General features: G+C 47.9%; 20 protein-coding genes and 1 tRNA gene. 7 read left to right on the forward strand and 14 right to left on the reverse strand.

Features of this window, described 5'->3' with window-relative positions; all coding sequences use genetic code 11:
• Positions 1–45: 45 nt before the first annotated feature.
• The 9 genes from OCU49_RS17305 to thrS all read right to left on the reverse strand — a co-directional run bounded on the left by OCU49_RS17305 (position 46) and on the right by thrS (position 7535).
• Positions 46–122, reverse strand: a tRNA-Pro gene (locus OCU49_RS17305).
• Positions 123–193: 71 nt separating this feature from the next.
• Positions 194–553, reverse strand: a complete 360-nt coding sequence (locus OCU49_RS17310; protein ID WP_261841809.1) for a MerR family transcriptional regulator — start codon at positions 551–553, stop codon at positions 194–196.
• Complete coding sequence (gene ihfA / locus OCU49_RS17315; RefSeq protein WP_261841810.1) at positions 540–836, reverse strand: integration host factor subunit alpha; 297 nt, start codon at positions 834–836, stop codon at positions 540–542. The genes OCU49_RS17310 and ihfA overlap by 14 nt, the downstream gene beginning before the upstream one ends.
• Positions 837–854: 18 nt before the next feature.
• A complete protein-coding gene (gene pheT, locus OCU49_RS17320) occupies positions 855–3245 on the reverse strand; it encodes a phenylalanine--tRNA ligase subunit beta (protein ID WP_261841811.1) in 2391 nt (796 codons plus the stop codon).
• A gap of 43 nt (positions 3246–3288) precedes the next feature.
• On the reverse strand, positions 3289–4272 hold the full coding sequence (gene pheS, locus OCU49_RS17325) for a phenylalanine--tRNA ligase subunit alpha (RefSeq protein ID WP_261841812.1): 984 nt from the start codon (positions 4270–4272) through the stop codon (positions 3289–3291).
• A gap of 85 nt (positions 4273–4357) precedes the next feature.
• The gene (gene rplT / locus OCU49_RS17330; RefSeq protein ID WP_261841813.1) at positions 4358–4711 is read right to left on the reverse strand and encodes a 50S ribosomal protein L20; all 354 of its coding nucleotides are present in this window, start codon (positions 4709–4711) and stop codon (positions 4358–4360) included.
• 40 nt (positions 4712–4751) lie between these two features.
• The gene (rpmI, locus tag OCU49_RS17335; RefSeq protein ID WP_261841814.1) at positions 4752–4946 is read right to left on the reverse strand and encodes a 50S ribosomal protein L35; all 195 of its coding nucleotides are present in this window, start codon (positions 4944–4946) and stop codon (positions 4752–4754) included.
• 103 nt (positions 4947–5049) lie between these two features.
• On the reverse strand, positions 5050–5592 hold the full coding sequence (gene infC / locus OCU49_RS17340) for a translation initiation factor IF-3 (RefSeq protein ID WP_261845253.1): 543 nt from the start codon (positions 5590–5592) through the stop codon (positions 5050–5052).
• A 23-nt stretch (positions 5593–5615) separates the two neighbouring features.
• Positions 5616–7535, reverse strand: coding sequence for a threonine--tRNA ligase (gene thrS / locus OCU49_RS17345; protein ID WP_261841815.1), 1920 nt, complete (start codon positions 7533–7535; stop codon positions 5616–5618).
• A 326-nt stretch (positions 7536–7861) separates the two neighbouring features.
• Between thrS and msrC the strand changes: the two genes are divergently transcribed.
• Together msrC and OCU49_RS17355 are read left to right on the forward strand one after the other, a co-directional pair.
• Positions 7862–8320 carry a free L-methionine (R)-S-oxide reductase MsrC gene (gene msrC / locus OCU49_RS17350; protein WP_261841816.1) on the forward strand — a complete coding sequence of 153 codons (459 nt, stop codon included), beginning with the start codon at positions 7862–7864 and terminating at the stop codon, positions 8318–8320.
• Positions 8321–8324: 4 nt separating this feature from the next.
• Entirely contained in the window at positions 8325–8927 is a 603-nt protein-coding gene (locus tag OCU49_RS17355; protein ID WP_261841817.1) for a Crp/Fnr family transcriptional regulator, read from the forward strand.
• Positions 8928–8972: 45 nt separating this feature from the next.
• Here OCU49_RS17355 and OCU49_RS17360 read toward each other — a convergent pair whose 3' ends face one another.
• Both OCU49_RS17360 and OCU49_RS17365 read right to left on the reverse strand, forming a co-directional pair.
• Positions 8973–9200: a hexameric tyrosine-coordinated heme protein gene (locus OCU49_RS17360; protein WP_261841818.1), complete on the reverse strand. Its 228-nt coding sequence runs from the start codon at positions 9198–9200 to the stop codon at positions 8973–8975.
• A gap of 73 nt (positions 9201–9273) precedes the next feature.
• Positions 9274–10227 (reverse strand): catalase family protein, encoded by a 954-nt coding sequence (locus tag OCU49_RS17365; protein ID WP_261841819.1) that lies wholly within the window; start codon positions 10225–10227, stop codon positions 9274–9276.
• 232 nt (positions 10228–10459) lie between these two features.
• Between OCU49_RS17365 and OCU49_RS17370 the strand changes: the two genes are divergently transcribed.
• Both OCU49_RS17370 and OCU49_RS17375 read left to right on the forward strand, forming a co-directional pair.
• Complete coding sequence (locus OCU49_RS17370) at positions 10460–10813, forward strand: MarR family winged helix-turn-helix transcriptional regulator (protein ID WP_261841820.1); 354 nt, start codon at positions 10460–10462, stop codon at positions 10811–10813.
• A gap of 76 nt (positions 10814–10889) precedes the next feature.
• Positions 10890–11087 carry a YgaP family membrane protein gene (locus OCU49_RS17375; protein WP_261841821.1) on the forward strand — a complete coding sequence of 66 codons (198 nt, stop codon included), beginning with the start codon at positions 10890–10892 and terminating at the stop codon, positions 11085–11087.
• A gap of 48 nt (positions 11088–11135) precedes the next feature.
• On the opposite strand, the gene OCU49_RS17380 is transcribed toward OCU49_RS17375, so the two are convergent.
• Entirely contained in the window at positions 11136–11645 is a 510-nt protein-coding gene (locus OCU49_RS17380; RefSeq protein WP_261841822.1) for a hypothetical protein, read from the reverse strand.
• 12 nt (positions 11646–11657) lie between these two features.
• Positions 11658–12350 (reverse strand): FadR/GntR family transcriptional regulator, encoded by a 693-nt coding sequence (locus tag OCU49_RS17385; protein ID WP_261841823.1) that lies wholly within the window; start codon positions 12348–12350, stop codon positions 11658–11660.
• Between the two features lie 246 nt (positions 12351–12596).
• Between OCU49_RS17385 and OCU49_RS17390 the strand changes: the two genes are divergently transcribed.
• The 3 genes from OCU49_RS17390 to OCU49_RS17400 are packed head-to-tail and all read left to right on the forward strand — an operon-like array spanning position 12597 to position 15653.
• Positions 12597–13529, forward strand: coding sequence for a (Fe-S)-binding protein (locus tag OCU49_RS17390; protein WP_261841824.1), 933 nt, complete (start codon positions 12597–12599; stop codon positions 13527–13529).
• A 4-nt stretch (positions 13530–13533) separates the two neighbouring features.
• Positions 13534–14979, forward strand: a complete 1446-nt coding sequence (locus OCU49_RS17395; RefSeq protein ID WP_261841825.1) for a LutB/LldF family L-lactate oxidation iron-sulfur protein — start codon at positions 13534–13536, stop codon at positions 14977–14979.
• The gene (locus OCU49_RS17400) at positions 14976–15653 is read left to right on the forward strand and encodes a LutC/YkgG family protein (RefSeq protein ID WP_261841826.1); all 678 of its coding nucleotides are present in this window, start codon (positions 14976–14978) and stop codon (positions 15651–15653) included. The genes OCU49_RS17395 and OCU49_RS17400 overlap by 4 nt, the downstream gene beginning before the upstream one ends.
• A 139-nt stretch (positions 15654–15792) precedes the next feature.
• Here the strand turns inward: OCU49_RS17400 and OCU49_RS17405 are convergent, their stop codons facing one another.
• A complete protein-coding gene (locus OCU49_RS17405) occupies positions 15793–19023 on the reverse strand; it encodes a flagellinolysin (RefSeq protein ID WP_261841827.1) in 3231 nt (1076 codons plus the stop codon).
• Between the last annotated feature and the right edge of the window lie 6 nt (positions 19024–19029).

Genomic DNA, 19029 nt, shown 5'->3' on the forward strand with positions numbered 1-19029 from the left:
TATAAAAGAGAGTTATATCTGTATTTTGAAAGATTCAGGGGAAGATGGTCGGGATGAGAGGATTCGAACCTCCGACCCCCTGCACCCCATGCAGGTGCGCTACCAAGCTGCGCTACATCCCGACGATGACCTAGAACGGCCAAGAAAGTGGGCGTGATAATACGCCAACTTAATGATTATTAAAAGATAAAAATTATGAGGATTTAAGCTGTTTGTTGATATCTTCAAGCTCATTAATCATCTGCCGAAGCAGTTGCTTATATTTGCCTGAATCATCACCGGCCTGTTCACCGCTAAACCATTGGCGGGCACCACTGATGGTGTAACCCTGATCGTAGAGCAAACCACGGATCTGGCGGATAATCAGAACATCCTGACGCTGATAATAGCGCCGGTTGTTACGCTTAACCGGGCTGATCTGTTCAAACTCCTGCTCCCAATAGCGCAGGACATGAGGTTTGAGATCACATAAAGACGCTACTTCACCAATGGTGAAGTAGCGCTTATTTGGTATGGGTGATTGATCTTCGTAGCTGGGTTCAGTCGCCGTCATAGGCCTCAACACGGTCCTTTAATTTCTGTCCCGGCTTAAAGGTCACAACCCGACGGGCAGAGATAGGCACCTCTTCTCCCGTTTTTGGATTACGACCCGGCCGTTGCCGTTTGTCACGTAGATCAAAATTCCCGAAGCCCGACAGCTTTACCTGCTCATTATTTGCCAGGCTGCTGCGAATCTCTTCAAAGAATGCTTCGACAATATCTTTGGCTTCACGCTTGTTAAGGCCAAGTTCTTCATACAGACGTTCGGCCATTTCAGCTTTCGTTAAAGAACTCATGAAACTTACCCCTATCGATTACTCTCGTAATATAGCACCGAACTGTTTCTGCAGTTCAGACACAACAAAATCAATGACTTCGTTGATTTCTTCATCATTAAGAGTGCGCGATGGATGCTGCCACGTCAAGCCAAGAGCCAAGCTTTTTTGCCCCGGTTCAACACCTTTACCCTGATAAACATCAAACAAGGTCACCGATTTGAGGAATTCACCGCCCTGCTGGCTGGCAACTTCACGAATCGATTCGAAGCTGATTTTCTCGTCAACCAGTAATGCCAGATCACGACGGGTTTCAGGGAATTTAGACAGGCTGTCAAAGCGTGGTAGCTTTCCGTCCAGCACAGAAGCCTGATTGATCTCAAATACGAATACAGCACCGTTGAGGCCTAAAGACTTCACCAGCTCAGGATGCAAAGCACCCATATAGCCAACGATTTCACCGTTACGCTGGATCGCTGCAGACTGACCAGGATGTAGTGCAACGTGACGTGCAGCTACAAACGTGAACTCTTCAGGAGAACCGCCTAACGCCAGCACAGACTCAACGTCACCTTTCAGGTCATAGAAGTCGACCGGCGCTGCGTCGCTTGCCCAGCCTTCAGCCAGACGTGGACCGCTAATAATACCTGCAATGACGTTTTCCTGAATCAGCTCGTCGCCATTAGGAATAAAACGCTGGCCTGTCTCAAACAGACGTACACGGCTCTGCTGACGGTTCTGGTTGTACTGTAGTGCTTTCGCCAGCCCCGGCATAATAGTGGTACGCATGACCGCCATTTCTGCAGAGATAGGATTCGCCAGTGCAACCGCTTCATGCTGATCATCAAACTGAGCAGCCAGGTTCTTTTCAATGAAGCTGTATGTAATTGCTTCCTGATAGCCACGCGCAACCAGCTGGCGGCGCACATCGTGCAGGCCCAGCTTGGATTCATCGTCGGCGATCATGTTCAGTTCAGCGGTCGGAACTTTAACCGGCAGGTTGTTGTAGCCGTATACCCGCGCCAGTTCTTCAATCAGATCTACTTCGATGCTGATATCAAAACGGTAAGATGGCACTGCAAATGTCCAGGTACCTTCACCACGTTCAACGATTTCCAGACCCAGACGGGTCAGGATCTCTTCAATTTCCGCAACTGGCATTTCAAACGCCAGCAACTGGTTAACTTTGCTCTGACGCAGAGTCACCTGACGGTCGCTAGGCAAGTCAGCTTCGCTCACGGCTTCTACAACCGGGCCTGCTTCACCACCAACAATGTCTAATAACAGCTGTGTGGCACGTTCAGTGGCTTTACGCTGCAGTTGCCAGTCCACACCACGCTCGTAGCGGTGTGAAGCATCTGTATGCAGGCCGTAAGAACGCGCTTTACCCGCGATCGCAATCTGATCGAAGAAAGCACATTCAAGGAAGATATCTTTACTCTCAGCGGTAACTCCGGTCGCTTCACCACCGAAGATACCTGCCATTGCAACCACACGTTCTTTATCGGCGATTACCAGAGTTTCACTGCTCAGCTCAACTTCGTTGCCATCCAACAGCGTCAGTTTCTCACCGGCTTCAGGATAGCGAACCACGATGCAACCGTTCAACGTGTTCAGATCGAACGCGTGCATTGGCTGACCAAGCTCCAGCAGAACATAGTTGGTTACATCAACCACAGGATCAATGCTGCGAACACCACAACGGCGCAGCTTTTCAACCATCCACAAAGGTGTCTCAGCAGACATATCCACATTGCGGATAATACGGCCCAGGTAACGCGGACAGGCAGCAGGCGCTTCCAGCTCAATGCTGAAAGTGTCATCAATCGCCGGTGCAACAGGTTCAACTTCAACGAAGCTAACTGGTGCTTTATTCAATACACCTACTTCACGGGCCAGACCTGCAATAGACAGGCAATCACCACGGTTTGGCGTAAGGTCTACGTCGATGATCTGATCATCAAGTGACAGGTATTCGCGCAGGCAGGTACCCACTGGCGCATCAGCTGCCAGTTCCATGATCCCAGCACCTTCATCAGAGATGCTCAGTTCGCTTTCAGCACACAACATGCCGAATGACTCCACCTGACGCAGCTTAGCTTTTTTGATTTTGAAGTCTTTGCCATCAGGACTTCCCAGCACAGCACCGACAGTTGCAAATGCAGTCTTCAAACCAGCACGGGCATTTGGCGCGCCACATACAACCTGGACTTGCTCGCTGCCATTATTAACCTGACAAACACGCAGTTTGTCGGCATTAGGGTGCTGCTCTGCACTGATGATCTCACCAACAATAACGCCGGTGAACTCACCAGCAACCGGCAATACTTCATCTACTTCAAGGCCTGCCATGGTGATCTGGTCGGCGATGCCCTGGGTATCTACCGCAGGATCAACCAGTTCCCGCAACCACTTTTCACTGAATTTCATAGTAATAATCCGATATCTGTAAGCGTAATTAAGTCACTCAGGCTCAGTTAAACTGGCCGAGGAAACGCAAGTCATTTTCGAAGAACAGACGCAGGTCATTAACGCCATAGCGGAGCATCGCAAGACGCTCAACACCCATACCGAAGGCAAAGCCGGTATATTCTTCAGGGTCGATACCAGAGTGTTCGAAAACTTTAGGATGGACGATGCCGCAACCCAGAACTTCCATCCACTTACCGTCACCACGATCAATATCTACTTCAATTGAAGGTTCAGTGAACGGGAAATAAGAAGGACGGAAACGTACTTTTACATCTTCTTCAAAGAATTCACGCAGGAACTGTTCCAGCGTACCTTTCAGATCTGCAAAGCTAATGTTCTTATCAACGATCAGGCCTTCAACCTGATGGAACATTGGCGAGTGAGTCTGATCGTAATCATTACGGTACACACGGCCCGGGCAGATAATACGAATCGGCGGCTTTTCGCTTTCCATTGTCCGCACCTGCACACCAGACGTGTGAGTACGCAGCAATGTATTAGCATTGAAGAAGAAAGTGTCATGCATTGAACGCGCAGGGTGATGCGACGGAATATTCAGCGCTTCGAAGTTATGGTAATCATCTTCGATTTCCGGACCTTCAGCGACGCTGTAACCGATACGGGCAAAAAACGACTCAATCCGCTCCAGCGTTTTTGTCACCGGGTGCAAACCACCCTGCGACTGACCACGGCCTGGCAGTGTGATATCGATCGTTTCTTCAGCCAGCTTCGCTTCCAAAGCGGCTGATTCCAGGTTCTGCTTACGGCTGTTCAATACATCCTGCAGGGCCTGTTTTGCTTCATTGATTTTAGCACCCGCCTGTGGGCGTTCCTCGGCAGATAATGCGCCAAGGCCTTTCAATAGCTGGGTAAGATGACCTTTCTTACCCAGATACTGAACACGCACCTGATCCAGGTCCTGAGTACTTGTGGCCTGTTCAGCAGCTTCTTTGCCTTCTGCTAACAGGATTTCAATGTTTTCCATTTACGGCTCCAAATAAAAATAGGGGAAGAGCTTGCACCCTTCCCCTATTACACAATCAAAACTTACCTAAAAAGGTAAGGGTGTCTTACAGTGCAGCTTTAGCTTTTTCGACGATAGCAGCAAATACATGCGCTTCGTGTACAGCCAGATCAGCCAGCACCTTACGATCGATTTCGATAGATGCTTTCTTCAGACCAGCGATAAAGCGGCTGTAGGACAAACCATTGATGCGAGCAGCAGCGTTGATACGTGCGATCCACAGCGCGCGGAACTGACGTTTGCGCTGACGACGGTCACGGTATGCGTACTGACCTGCTTTGATTACTGCCTGTTTAGCAACGCGGAATACCCGGCTGCGAGCGCCGTAGTAACCTTTTGCTTTTTTCAGGATTTTCTTGTGACGACGGTGTGCTACTACACCACGTTTTACACGTGCCATGTTATTTCTTCCTAATTAAAAATTTTTGACTACTACGAGCTTAGATATAAGGCAACATACGCTTGATCAGCTTAGTGTCCGCTGCATGAACCTGCAGCATTGGACGCAGCTGACGCTTACGCTTAGTAGACTTTTTAGTCAGGATATGACTTGTGTGAGACTGCTTGTGCTTGAAGCCATTTGCAGTCTTTTTAAAACGTTTCGCAGCACCGCTGCAAGATTTCATTTTAGACATTACTAAATCCCCACGCATTCGTTAGTTATGTTTCATCTCAGACAACAATAAAACCCGCACCTACTCCGAAGAGGTGGTACGGGTATCTATGAAGTAACCGAGATTACTTTTTCTTTTTCGGAGCTATGACCATAGTCAATTGGCGGCCTTCCATTTTTGGACGCTGCTCAACAGTACCAAGCTCGACCAGGTCTTGTTCGACCCGGTTTAATAGCTTCATACCTAACTCCTGGTGTGCCATTTCACGGCCGCGGAAACGTAAAGTTACCTTGGCCTTATCGCCACCTTCCAGGAAACGTATCAGGTTGCGTAGTTTTACCTGATAATCCCCATCTTCCGTATTCGGACGGAATTTCACTTCCTTGACCTGCATCTGCACTTGTTTCTTCTTCTGTGCATTTGCTTCTTTCTTCTTCTCGTACTGGTACTTACCGTAGTCCATTACCTTACATACGATAGGATCAGCATCAGAAATTTGAACCAGGTCAAGTTCAACACCTTGGGCCGCCTCTAGGGCATCCTTAATAGGCACTACACCTAACTGTGTTCCATCGGGACCAATCAGTCGACACTCGCGGGCGCTGATGTTTTCATTAATAGGCGGTTTGGACCGCTCATTGCGCCCTCTTCTGTTATCGCGCTTGATAGTGGTATCTCCGTAAAAATTAACTAAACTTTGCGACCCTTGCTGGCAACATCTTGCCCCAGGTGATCACAAAACTCTGAAATCGACAATGTGCCGAGATCTTCACCGGTCCGGGTGCGTACTGCCACGGTGCCGGTTTCAACTTCCTTATCACCGACAACCAGCAAATAAGGAACCTTAGAAATTGTGTGCTCGCGGATTTTAAAGCCGATTTTCTCATTTCTCAAGTCCGCTTGAGCAAAGAATCCAAGTTCTTGCAACTTTTCTTCGATTTCACGGCAATAATCTGCCTGTTTATCGGTAATATTCATAATTGCAACTTGCTGAGGGGCTAACCAGGTAGGTAATGCACCCGCAGAGTTTTCAATCAGAATTCCGATAAAGCGCTCAAATGAACCCAAAATTGCACGGTGTAACATCACCGGCGTTTCACGCTCACCTGCTTCGTTAACAAATTGTGCATTCAGACGACCTGGCATAGAGAAATCCACCTGAATCGTACCGCACTGCCATACACGTCCCAGGCAATCTTTCAGAGAGAATTCAACTTTAGGTCCGTAGAAGGCACCTTCACCTGGTAATTCAGCCCAGTCCAGACCGGCTGAATCCAGTGCATCGCCCAGTGCTTTCTCAGCCTTGTCCCAAACTTCATCTGACCCCACACGCTGTTCAGGTCGGGTAGACAGTTTGTAGATAACTTCTTCAAAGCCGAAGTCAGCATACACTTCGTGCAGGAAGCTGATGAAACGGGAAACTTCTTCCTGAATTGCATCTTCAGCACAGAAGATATGCGCATCATCCTGAACAAAACCACGTACACGCATAATACCGTGCAGTGCACCGGATGGTTCATTACGGTGGCAGCAACCAAACTCAGCCAAACGTAAAGGCAGGTCACGGTAAGAACGCAGGCCCTGATTGAATACCTGAACGTGACATGGGCAGTTCATTGGCTTAATCGCAAAATCACGGCTTTCAGAATGCGTGGTAAACATTTCTTCTGAGAACTTATCCCAGTGACCGGATTTCTCCCACAGAGTACGTTCAACAACCTGTGGCGTCTTAATTTCGTCGTAACCGTGCTGACGCTGCTTCAGACGCATGTACTGTTCAATAGTCTGATACAGTTTCCAGCCATTCGGATGCCAGAAAACCATACCTGGTGCTTCTTCCTGAAGGTGGAACAGGTTCAGCTGCTTGCCCAGTTTACGGTGATCACGCTTTTCAGCTTCTTCCAACCGTAACAGGTAAGCTTTAAGTTCTTTCTTATCACGCCATGCGGTGCCGTATACACGCTGCAGCATTTCGTTTTCAGAATTACCGCGCCAGTAAGCACCGGCAACTTTCATCAGTTTGAATGAACGCAGTACACGGGTGTTAGCCACGTGTGGGCCACGACACATATCAATGTATTCTTCGTGGTGGTAAAGGCCAACTTCAGTCACGGACTCATCCAGACCATCAATCAGCTCAACTTTGAACGCCTCACCACGATCAGCAAAGATCTGACGCGCTTCAGCAACCGGCGTCATCTTTTTAACAACGTCGTAATCTTTTTTGATCAGTTCCTGTACGCGTTTTTCCAGTACCACCAGGTCATCCGGTGTGAAGTGATGTTCGCTGGATACGTCGTAGTAGAAACCGTTTTCAATAACCGGACCAATCGCCATTTTGACATCAGGATAAAGCTGCTTCATCGCATGCCCTAACAAGTGTGCAAAAGAGTGACGAATAATGTGCAGACCGTCTTCATCCCGTGGGGTTACGATAGCAACGTCAGCGTCCGTGGTGATCAGTTCGCAAGCGTCAACCAGCTCACCATTAATACGGCCGGCAACCGTGGCTTTAGCCAGGCCAGCGCCAATATCAGCAGCAACTTCTAAAACAGTAACCGGGTTGGCAAACTCACGTTTGCTCCCATCAGGAAGAGTAATAATAGGCATTGAATTTCCTTTTTTTCTCAGTGGTGGCCCATACCAGAGGCCACTTAAGCACAGGAGTGCAGTGCGACGAAATGACAGGAAGCCAGCCGACGAACCTACACGACAGTACGGTATCTAAAAATGAACGCGGAATTGTACGTGATTGTTCTCTAAAGAGGTAGTCTGCCGGGGCATACTGCGGAGGATTTTTTTACATTTCCAACATGTTACTAAGTACTCCTGATCATGCCCTGATAATTACCCTCCAAAAATATCTGTGGCCTGCTGCACTCCGTTAACAAAACTACTATTATCAGGCTTTCATTATCAGCAGCAGAGGTACTCCCGTGAACCCGGTATATCAGGATATACATACGCAACTGGACGGTTTGCTAGAAGGTGAAACTAACTGGATCAGCAACCTGGCAAACACTTCTGCCCTGCTCTGGATGTACCTGCCAGATATTAACTGGGCTGGCTTTTATATCCGCAAAGGCGACGAACTGGTACTGGGGCCATTCCAGGGCAAACCTGCCTGCACCCGTATTCCTATTGGCAGAGGTGTTTGCGGCACCGCTGCTGAAACGCTGGAGTCACAACTGGTCGCTGATGTGCACGAATTTCCCGGACATATTGCCTGTGATGCAGAATCCAGGTCTGAAGTCGTAATTCCAATGATCCGTAACGGCAAACTCATTGCTGTTCTCGATGTAGACAGTCCGGAAACGTCACGTTTTACCAAAGGTGATGTTGAAGGCCTGGAAAAGGTTGTCGAAATCATTCTGCGCCACCAAACAGCAGAGTAAAGCTATGCTGCCTGAAGTTATCCAGCAATATCCTGAGATTCAGGCGCCTGCCAATCAGGCACTGTTAACGCAGGGGCAACATTGTGAGAATTGTTTTGTAATTACTCAGGGTTGTGTAAAAGTTTTTGGCCGCTCCAGCGAAGGCCGGGAACTGGTTCTGTACAGAATTAACAGCGGTGAAATTTGTGTTCTCACTACTGCCTGCCTGCTCAGTAATGACAGTTTTCCAGCGGAAGCCGTCAGCGAATCCCCTGTTACAGCACGGGTTATTCCATTACAGGATTTCCGGCGCTTACTGGGGGAATCAGAAAGCTTCAGAGAATTCGTTTTCGACGGTTTCAGCCAGCGACTCGCTAACCTGATGCAGCAGCTGGAAAGCATTACGCTGGCAAGTGTCGATAAACGCTTGCTTAGCTACCTGCTGAATAATGCAGATTATAAAAACCAGCTAAGCGCTACTCATCAGTTCATTGCCATAGAAATTGGCAGCGCCCGGGAAGTAGTTAGCCGTCATCTGAAAAGTCTGGAAAAGCAGGGCTTACTCAAACTCCAGCGCGGCAGTGTTTTATTGCTCGACAGAGACGGCCTGCAAGCCCTCATAACATAGCATGACGTATCCATCTTAATGCCATGCTATGTCATGCGAACGTCTTTAGGACCAGTAATTATTTGCCATCGCAACCGTCTGAAAGTTCGTTGCGATTACCTGCGAGGAAGCAATTAAGCTATTTGCATCCTGTTCGTATACCGGCCGTAATTTTTGCCTCACCTCATCCTTAGGCTGCGTGTATTTCACTCCCATTCTCGCCAGTTTTATCGCCAGCTCGTAGCCTGCCTGTGGGTCCTCGGTCTTCAAACTGGTTAGCCATTGCTGCTGCATATTTATGCCCTCCCGGGGTCAGTGATAATTTTAATAGCCGATCTGAGAAACAGACCGGTAAAATGCCTTCTACTTATTGCTCCGACAGACGTCGGCCAAATGAAACGGCATACGCATCACGTCGGGCCTGTAGAAGCGGATCGTTCGAAGGAAGAAAACCATCAGACAGTAATAGCGGATCATAATTAATGTTGCCGCACGTTCCCGGATGCTGGTCACTCACCGCATTCACTTTCAAGGTAGCCGCTACCAGCGTTTTATGATCTCCAGTCCATGCTATTGCGGCGTTATCAACAACATCATCCGGGTTAGCAAAGGTTACAACCATATCCCAGGCTAGCTGCTGGTCAGACATGTTCTGCTGCATATTCTTATAAAAGAAATCTTGCGCTTGTGGCTTAACAATACCTGGCAGGCCTCTTGGCACAAAAGCCCACCTGACAGCTGTTTTTTCACCTTTTTCACTAACCAGATAAAAACTGTTGATACTGTTATAAGTTGAAGCTTCATAAGGTGTCAGTTGCGTAGTCTTTTGTTTGGAATGCGCACTGAAACGCTGCAAGTCAGTATTTGAAGCTTTGAATGCTTTCACTGCCGCCTTACCTTGCGCTTTGGCCTGCATGAGCTCTGCAAACGCTTCTGGTGTGGCAACCGGGAAAAAATCCAGCGTGTTCATCGACATTCGGTGCTGCCTACCATCACTCAGGCTGATCGAAAGCCCCATTCCGTACTCTGCCGGTACGTTATCAGCAGCTTGCGCATTTCCACCCTTATGAGAAAGCCGGCCAATCACCTGCGAGTCCTGTATAAACAGAGGACTTGCAGAGTACTGCTGTATTGCAGTGCCTGCCGGGCTTAATGTTGCCGTGAAACAAAACCCTTTGGTGTGGTTACGCCGTTCACCGGCGGTTACACCGAATACCTGTTCGAACGCATCAACCGTTTTCACAGCTGTAGATTCTGCAATGACTGGCATTGACTGAAAGATAAGTACCGAAGCACAAATTGAACTGTATTTTTTAATCATGACATCACCCTTTAACTGCAAATATAAAGCTCGTTTCTATTAACAAACGATCAATCAAAATTTATTAGCTCACGAATAGTTAGTACACTAACTATACGTCAGCAAATCTTGCATGTCTAATGATTAGCCATCAGAATATCTGTCATCATTGACCAATCAGGGATCAGACACTTTGTCGGCAGCCAAGTTAAATGACCAGCTTTGCTTTGCAATCTACTCTGCTTCAAGCCATATGACCGCGATATATCGGCCGTTACTTGAACCTTTAGATCTCACCTATACACAGTTCATCGTGCTGATGGCGCTCTGGGAAGAGGATCAGGTTTCCATTAGCCAGCTCGCTAACCGTGCTGGACTAAGCAAAGCAACTATGACGCCTCTCTTAAAGCGCCTGGAACAGAAAGGTTTAATAAAGCGTGAACTCAGTCCGGACAGCGAACGGCAAAAACAGATTGTGCTGACAACTGAAGGGCAAAAAATCTCTGAACGCAGTGAAGCCATCACCAAACAGGCTTTCTGCGATACAGGTTTAGACGCTGCAGAAGCAAAGCAAATGATTCAGCTATGTAATAAATTACTCAGTTAAAAGCTGTGTGACTTAGTCACAGATCTCTCCCCTTCCAGCTATATACACTGCTGGTAAAACTAAAGGAGAGACACCCATGCCTAAAAATCTTGGAAACCTGGACCGTAGCCTGCGACTTATTGCAGGCCTGATATTAATCAGCCTGGTATTTATTGGCCCGCAAACAGCCTGGGGCTGGGTAGGAATAATCGGAGTGCTGACAGCAGCTATCGGATACTGCCCGCTTTATAGTCTGTTCGGGTTCAAGAGCTGCCCGCTGAAGCACAACAGCTAAATATAGCCAGATAGCGGGCTTTACGGCCCGCTTTTATCTTCACTTCCTCTAAGACGCACTTATACCCAGCTGCCGTAATCTGGCCTTAACTGAAGGCACCTCATCCCTCATGGCTATTCGGATGAATGCATCTGCTTCTTCCCTGTACTGCGGATATTGCTCACTCAGCAAATAAAACCCACCGTAACTCCAGGCACGAACGAATTTATTGCTGTCCTGCAGCCCACTCCGTAACCAATATTCCAGCACTGTTACCGATTCAGCCGGAATCTGAATATGCGGCAAAATCTGCAGCAGATGTAACCGGCTCTGCCAGCTCTGCAATTGTCCGGCCTGAGCCAACAGATCCGCCAACTGCTCAGCAGACAGATCAGGTGATGTCTGCCGTTCGGCCCCATACTTTAATAACCAGCTGGCCCCTGGCTGGCAGTTCCCATAGGCTAATAAAGCAATTAACTGATCGGCAAAATCCGGCGCCTCTACATATTCCCGGTAAGCCGTTTTCAATGCTTCGGTATCGTTACCATCCCAGGTCTTTATGACAGTCTGCAGGCTCACAACAGCCTCCGCTTATTCATTCGCGCTCAGCTGCTTAAGCGTATAGAGAATATGATTGGTTGCAGCTTCTCTGGCAGCATCCGGATCCCGCGCCATAACAGCCTGATGAATGCTGGCATGCTGGGCCCGAATACCATCAGGATAACGGCCACGTTTTTTCAGCGTGCGGGAAAGCACACCGTAAATCGCATTAAAAAACCGGCTATAAAAAATTTCGCTGAACGACACCACTAATAAGTGCTGAGATGCTTCTGCGATCAGCATATGAAAGCGCAGATCTTCCTTCGCCTTGGCTAAAGTTGTCTCGCCTTTATCCCGCTTCAGCAATTGCTGATATTCCTTATCAACCCGCTCCAGCTGAGCATCTGTAGCCCGCAGAGCAGCATAGTATGCAGCCTCTCCTTCCAGCATCGCACGAACCTCGAGCACCTGCTGCTGAAACTCCGGATTATCGCCAAGCCCTTCCAGCGGCATATCGAAACAAACTTCCAGCAAGTTATTACAGTATGTTTTGCCACCCGGCCGTACGTTGATAAAGCCTTCACTTTCCAGTTGCCCCATGGCTTCACGTACAGTTGAACGCGACAAGCTAAGGCTTTCAGACATGCTTCGCTGTGACGACAACGCCTGCCCGGGCAGATATTCGCCGCGGAAAAACGCCTGTTTTATGTCCTGTACTAACTGATCGCTACGCGAAATAGCCATACTTTCACTTTCCTGAATTCAAAGCAGAAATAGCCGTATATCTGTGACTGGCCCGTTTTTATTCCGAGAGTATAAACCAAAATTGGTCAGACCGGTTTTTCAGGTAACGTTTCTTTTTATCCGCCCCTTCTCTATCGTGCATAAACAGACCGGCTACATGACCGGATCGATAAGAGCCAACAACAAGAAAACGATATACGGAATTCCGGCTTAAGTTTGCCACCGTCATTATCGGGGAAGTGCCATATGCCTCAGCAACACCCATCAGAAAAGCCGTCACCGAATGTCGGTCTGTTCATTACCTGTCTGGCAGATATGTTTCGTCCCAGCATTGGTTTTGCCACCGTCAAACTGCTGGAACAAACCGGCTGCCGCGTCAGCGTACCGGAACAGCAAACCTGCTGTGGCCAGCCTGCCTATAACACCGGTGACCGGCGTACCAGCGCGGAAATAGCCCGCATGACTATTGATGCGTTTGCCGGTTATGAATATTTGGTAGCGCCTTCCGGTTCCTGTGTTGGCATGATTAAGTATTACCCTGAGCTATTTGATAAAGAAGATCCTTACCAGCAACTGGCGCAGGAACTGGCGGATCGCAGCTATGAAATTACCAGCTTCCTGTTCGACGTTATTGGCCTGGAAGCCCTGCAACAACAATTACAGCAATTAAGTATTCCCCGTACGATTACTTATCACGACTCATGCTCAGGCCTGCGACAACTAGGCATCAAACAACAGCCCAGAGAGCTACTGAAACAAATCGACGGCCTGCAAATTGAGGAAATGACTGAAGCTGAAACCTGTTGCGGTTTTGGCGGCACTTTCTGCGTCAAATACCCGGAAATATCCAACCGGATGGTAAGCAACAAATCCGAATTCATTAATGACAGTGGTGCCGACACCTTAGTCGGTGGCGACCTTGGCTGCTTGCTGAACATGGCAGGCAAACTGCAGCGACAAACCAAAGATGCACCAGGAGAATTGGTTGAAGCCCGTCACGTGGTTGAACTGCTTGCCGATATGCTCGACATTCCAGGCATTGGCGAACAAGAAGTTCGCCAGTTAAAAGACAACGTTTCCGCTAAAAATTATGCACTTGCTTCTGAATTAAAAAGCTCTGAACTAACAGGCTCTGAATTAAAAACTTCAGCAATCACAGCAGAACAGGAGGCAAAATAACATCATGGATATTAATACTCCGTTCTTCAAAGCACGTGCCAGCGAAGCGCTTCAGGATGAAAACCTGCAACAGGCGTTGGGCAATCTGAAACAGGGCTTTCCTCACAAGCGCGCAATTGCCGTGGAACGCATGCCGGAATTTGACGACCTGCGAGACCAGGGCCGGGATCTGAAAAACCATATTCTTGAACATCTGGATCTGTATCTGGAACAGTTTGAAAGCAAAGTCACTGAAAATGGCGGCCATGTTCACTGGGCCCGTACCGGTGAAGATGCTAACCAGATCATTCTAGACATCTGCCAACAAGTAAATGCCAAAACCGTCACTAAAGGTAAATCGATGGTTTCTGAGGAAACCGGACTCAACGATTATCTGGAAAAGAATGGTATCCAGCCGGTGGAAACAGACCTCGGCGAATACATTTTACAGCTGCGCGGCGATCACCCAAGTCATATCATCGCACCGGCCATTCACCTAAATCTGGAAGATGTTTCTGAAGCCTTCCACCAGCATCATAACAAACCGAAATCTGATGATCCGGTTACCCTGATGCAGGAAGCCCGGGATGCATTACGGGAAAAGTTTGTCGTTGCTGATGTCGGAATTACCGGCGCAAATTTCTGTGTCGCAGAAACTGGCTCAACCATTATTGTCACCAACGAAGGTAATGGTGACCTGACCCAAACCTTGCCAAAAACCCATATCGTCATCACCTCTATCGAAAAAGTGGTGCCAACACTGGAAGACATGACGTTGTTCCTGCGTTTGCTGGCCCGTTCAGCAACCGGGCAGGAGTTTACTGTTTATAACACGCTGTCATCGGGCCCGCGCCGCGAAGGTGATCAGGATGGTCCTGAAAACTTCCACGTAGTACTGGTAGATAACGGCCGCAGTGAAATGGTCGGCAGCCAGTTCCAGGATATGCTTCGCTGTATTCGTTGCTCAGCCTGCATGAACCATTGTCCGGTGTATGGTGCTGTTGGTGGCCACAGCTACGGCTGGGTGTACCCAGGCCCGATGGGCTCAGTACTGACACCGAAAATGATCGGCATTGAAAAAGGCGCAGCCCTGCCAAACGCCTCAACTTTTTGCGGAAAGTGCGAGTCCGTCTGCCCGGTACGTATTCCGTTACCTAAGCTAATGCGTCACTGGCGGGAAGATGAATTCAGTAAACACCTGACACCTAAGGCAGCCCGTTACGGCCTTAGCAGCTGGGCCTTTTTAGCAAAACGCCCAACGCTTTATCGTCAGTTCACCAAGCTTTCAAGCTGGGGGCTGAAGCTATTAGCCAACAGCAGCTTTGGCGGCGACAAAGGCAAGCTGGAGAAAATCCCGCTGGCAGGTGGCTGGACCGATTTCAGGGACATGCCAGCTCCTCAGGGTGAAACCTTTATGCAGCAGTGGAAACAACGCCAGGCCGCCAACCAGACTGACGGAGAATCCTCATGAGCCGTGCTGAAATTTTTGCCAATATCCACCGTGGCCTTGGCCGTGAAATACCAACAGATGAGCAGCGTCAAACCGTACAGAACCGGCTCAAAGCAAAGGCTGACAACATTATTCCGGCCCGTGCACAATTACCTCAGCCACAGCAGATAGAACTGTTTAAAAGCATGGCGACAGAAGCCGCCGCTGAACTAATTGAGTTGGACACACTGGAACAATTGCCTGCCGCTTGCGATGACTGGCTGAAAACACAGAATCTTAACGAATTTATCTGTGCCAGCGACCCACAACTGGAAGCTCTGGACTGGACAGTTATCAGCGCAGCCCGACAGCAGAGAGTGGCACAGGTCGGCGATATGGCCGCTCTGACCACCAGCTTTGCAGGCATTGCTGAAACCGGCACGCTAATGCTGTACTCACGGCCGGAGAGCCCGACAACGCTTAACTTCTTGCCAGATAATCATCTGGTGGTATTACACGAGAAAGATATTCTCGGCGTATATGAAGAAGCCTGGAAGAAGCTGCGCAACCATTGCCAGACTGATGACGGATTACTGAAGCTACCCCGCACGGTAAATATGATTACCGGTCCTTCGCGCAGCGCAGATATTGAACAAACACTACTGATGGGCGCCCATGGCCCTAAGCAACTGGTGATCTTTATCATTAAAGGTTAAGCAGCGCTTCACAATACTAACGATATTGTCAGTAACTGTATTCAGCAGGTTTGATGATCTTTTGCTGAAGCTAGCAAACACCCGCCAGTCCCCCGGCGGGTTGTTTTTCTAATAAGAAATACTTAAGAATACAAAATGGTTATTGTAATAAACTGAGTATTTGTTGAGGCGCAGCATTCGCCTGGGCTAGCATAGCAGTTCCTGCCTGTTGAAGAATCTGAGCACGGCTTAAATTAGCAGATTCTGAAGCGAAATCTGCATCTAAAATACGCGACCGTGCCGTACTGGCATTTTCAGAAACGTTGGACAGATTAGAAATAGTAAATTCAAGCCTATTTATAACCGCACCTATTTCAGAGCGGGTCTCACCAATACTGATAATTGCGTTATCAATCACACCAATTGCTTTCTGAGCACCAGCAGCGGTGGTAATCGACTGGCCTGCTAAAGAACTTCCCGAACCACTGCCAGAGAGTGAATTCATATCCGCTAAGCCTGTAGCAGTTTTACCATTATCAGTCACATCGACACTGATAGAATTGCCGCTGGCTGATGCCAGCTTTATTCTTGCTTCAAGTATAAATACTTCATCGCCCAGCAACTTATCACCATCATTATCAAACAGGTTTTCTCCACCATTAACGCCAAAACTGATCCCCAAAGCCTCCAGGGTTTGCAATCCATTTGTATTACCAAGCGAAATCCGTACTGCCGTATTACCCGTAAGCTGTAGCTCACCATTATCATCCAGCTTAGCCGTTACACCGGTGTTGCCACTGGCAGCATTGAGTTCTGTCACTATTGTTTGCGCATCGCTTAAATCACTTAACGCGACTTCTTCGCCCCGAATTTTAATTGAGCCATTTCCTGCAGCACCGCTGTTCACAAATCCCAGCTCAGTGACTAAAGCGCCACCGACACTGTCGCCAAGATTCATAACTGATTCTGAAAACACGTGTAGCTTGCCTTCATCACTAACATAGGCACTGGCACTGTGTGCAAATGTGTAACTGTTAATCGTTGCAGCAATGTCTGCAGCTGTATCATTGGCATTAATCAACATACCCACGCCATTGATACCAAAGACACCATTGTTCACAATACTGATACCACCAGCCGCGGTTGTATATGCGGTGGTTGAATCATTACTTATCCGGAAAGACTCATCGGCAACAATACTTGCAATAACACCCGTCTCACTGGTCGCAGCATTAATGGCATCGATTTTACCCATAAGACCGCCAGTCGATTCTACTTTAGCGATTTCAATATCATTGATAATCAAATCACCCTTAGCTAAGGCAGTCTGTTGCTCTGTTGAATTAAGACCTTCTGAAACAACCTCACCCTGTTTAGCTATCTCGCGAAACCCAAAGTTCTCAAGATCTAAATCTGATCCGCTGGCAGTTTTGGTAACGGTTACAGCACCGCCATCATCTGCTGATAAAACAAGTTGGGCATCCGCAGTAAAATAAGTCCCTGAATATTGATCCGGCACAATCAGGTTAAAATCCTGCGCAGGCTGGTTCGCCACATTTGCAAATACACTGCTCGAACTTAATGAAGCATTACCATAATCAGAGCCACCAATTGAGCCGGTATCCGCATCAACCAGATTCAATGTAGAACTAGCAAAAGGCCCCGCGCCGGTTGAGTACTCAAAACCATTCGCTCGAAAATACGTTTCAAAAGCTGCAAGATCGGTAAACTGAGTTTTACCTGCAGCATTCAGATCCTGAATAGCCTGATCTAAAGTATCACCTGTTTCCAACTCATCGAATAAAAGCTTAATACCATCAGTGTCATTGGCATAAATATCATCTTGCAACATTTTCGCAGCAAGGTATGCAACAGAATAGCCACCTGGATCAGTAGGTGAACCACTGGCCTTTGTCGCATCAAACAACGTTTCAAATTCAGCTTCAGTATCTATATAACTGTTTTCCTGAACCACCCTTTCGTCAGCACCATGAATCAGCTCAGCAACCCCCTCAGTGAACCATCCAGGCAAAGCAGCGCCGCCGGTAATACGTACGCCCCCACCCACATCAGTTAAATCCATGGTCACAGCCATAACTGCGTGCACCATTTCGTGGGCAATAACTCGCTCCAGGCTGGCATTTCCACTGCCACCATCCGGCAATGTGATACCAACATAGTCAGCTAAATCAATATTTAAAGATAAGTCTAATGCCTCACCTGTCGCCGGGTTAACCATAGTCCAGCTAACCGACGCTACCTGACCAAACTGCGCATCAGTAAACAGATTCAAAGTTATATCTTCACCCGAACCTTTAATTCCAAAAAACTGTTCGATTCTATCTTCAGCTTCACTGACCCAATAGCTATTCAGACCTTCAACTATATTGGCAATATCCTGATTGCTGATACTCGTCGTATTAAAGCCACTGGCAGTTCCAGAAGTTGAATCCTGAATTAAAATGGTCGATACAGAATCGCTGTTAATAGCCAACTTTCCGTCATCTACCGTGGCCTGTAACTTACCTGACGTTTGCAGATTAATTTTTTCAGCAAGCTCATCCAAGGTATTTGTAGACGAAACGGTATACGTGCTGGCACTGCCATCCAGCCCAAACACTTTCAAAGTAACACTATCAGAAGCGATTAGAACTCCATTACCGACAGATGTCGCTGTAACACCCATTACAGTACTGGCACTAACACCGTCGATATCGTCATTAATTCGTTCTAACAGGGTGTTTAAACTATCACCCGCGTTGATGTTCCCGATATTCTGACCATTAATAGCAATCGCATGGCCCAGATCAGTCGCTAATTTACCGGTATTACTATCAATATTGATTTCAGCACCGGTAAGCCCAGCAGCACCACTACTCAACCCCAATGTTTTAGAATCCATTGACTGAAGCTGAAAAGAAATTGTCTGATCTGAATCGGAACCGACCTGTAGAGCTACATCAGACTGAGAGCCATCAAGAATTGTCTGGCCATTAAAACTGGTTGTTTCTGCGATTCGGTCCAACTCTTTGGATAACTGTTGAAATTCCGCATTGATCGCCCCACGGTCACCACTTGAATAGGTACCTGAAGCAGACTGTACCGATAATTCCCGCATCCGTTGAAGTATATTCGTGCTCTGATCCAGTGCGCCTTCCGCTACCTGTAACATTGAAACACCATCATTGGCATTTCGCACAGCCTGATTCACACCACGAATCTGAGATGTCATACGGTTGGAAATAGCCAGTCCTGCAGCGTCGTCTTTAGCGCTGTTAATGCGCTTTCCAGATGACAATCGCTCCATAGCATTGCTCAAGCTACCGGCGTTATCTGCCAGTTGCCTGCGTGCATTCATGGAAGCAATATTGCTGTTAAGAACTAATGCCATTAAATC

The sequence above is a fragment of the Aliamphritea ceti genome, assembly GCF_024347215.1.
GTDB lineage: Bacteria > Pseudomonadota > Gammaproteobacteria > Pseudomonadales > Balneatricaceae > Amphritea > Amphritea ceti.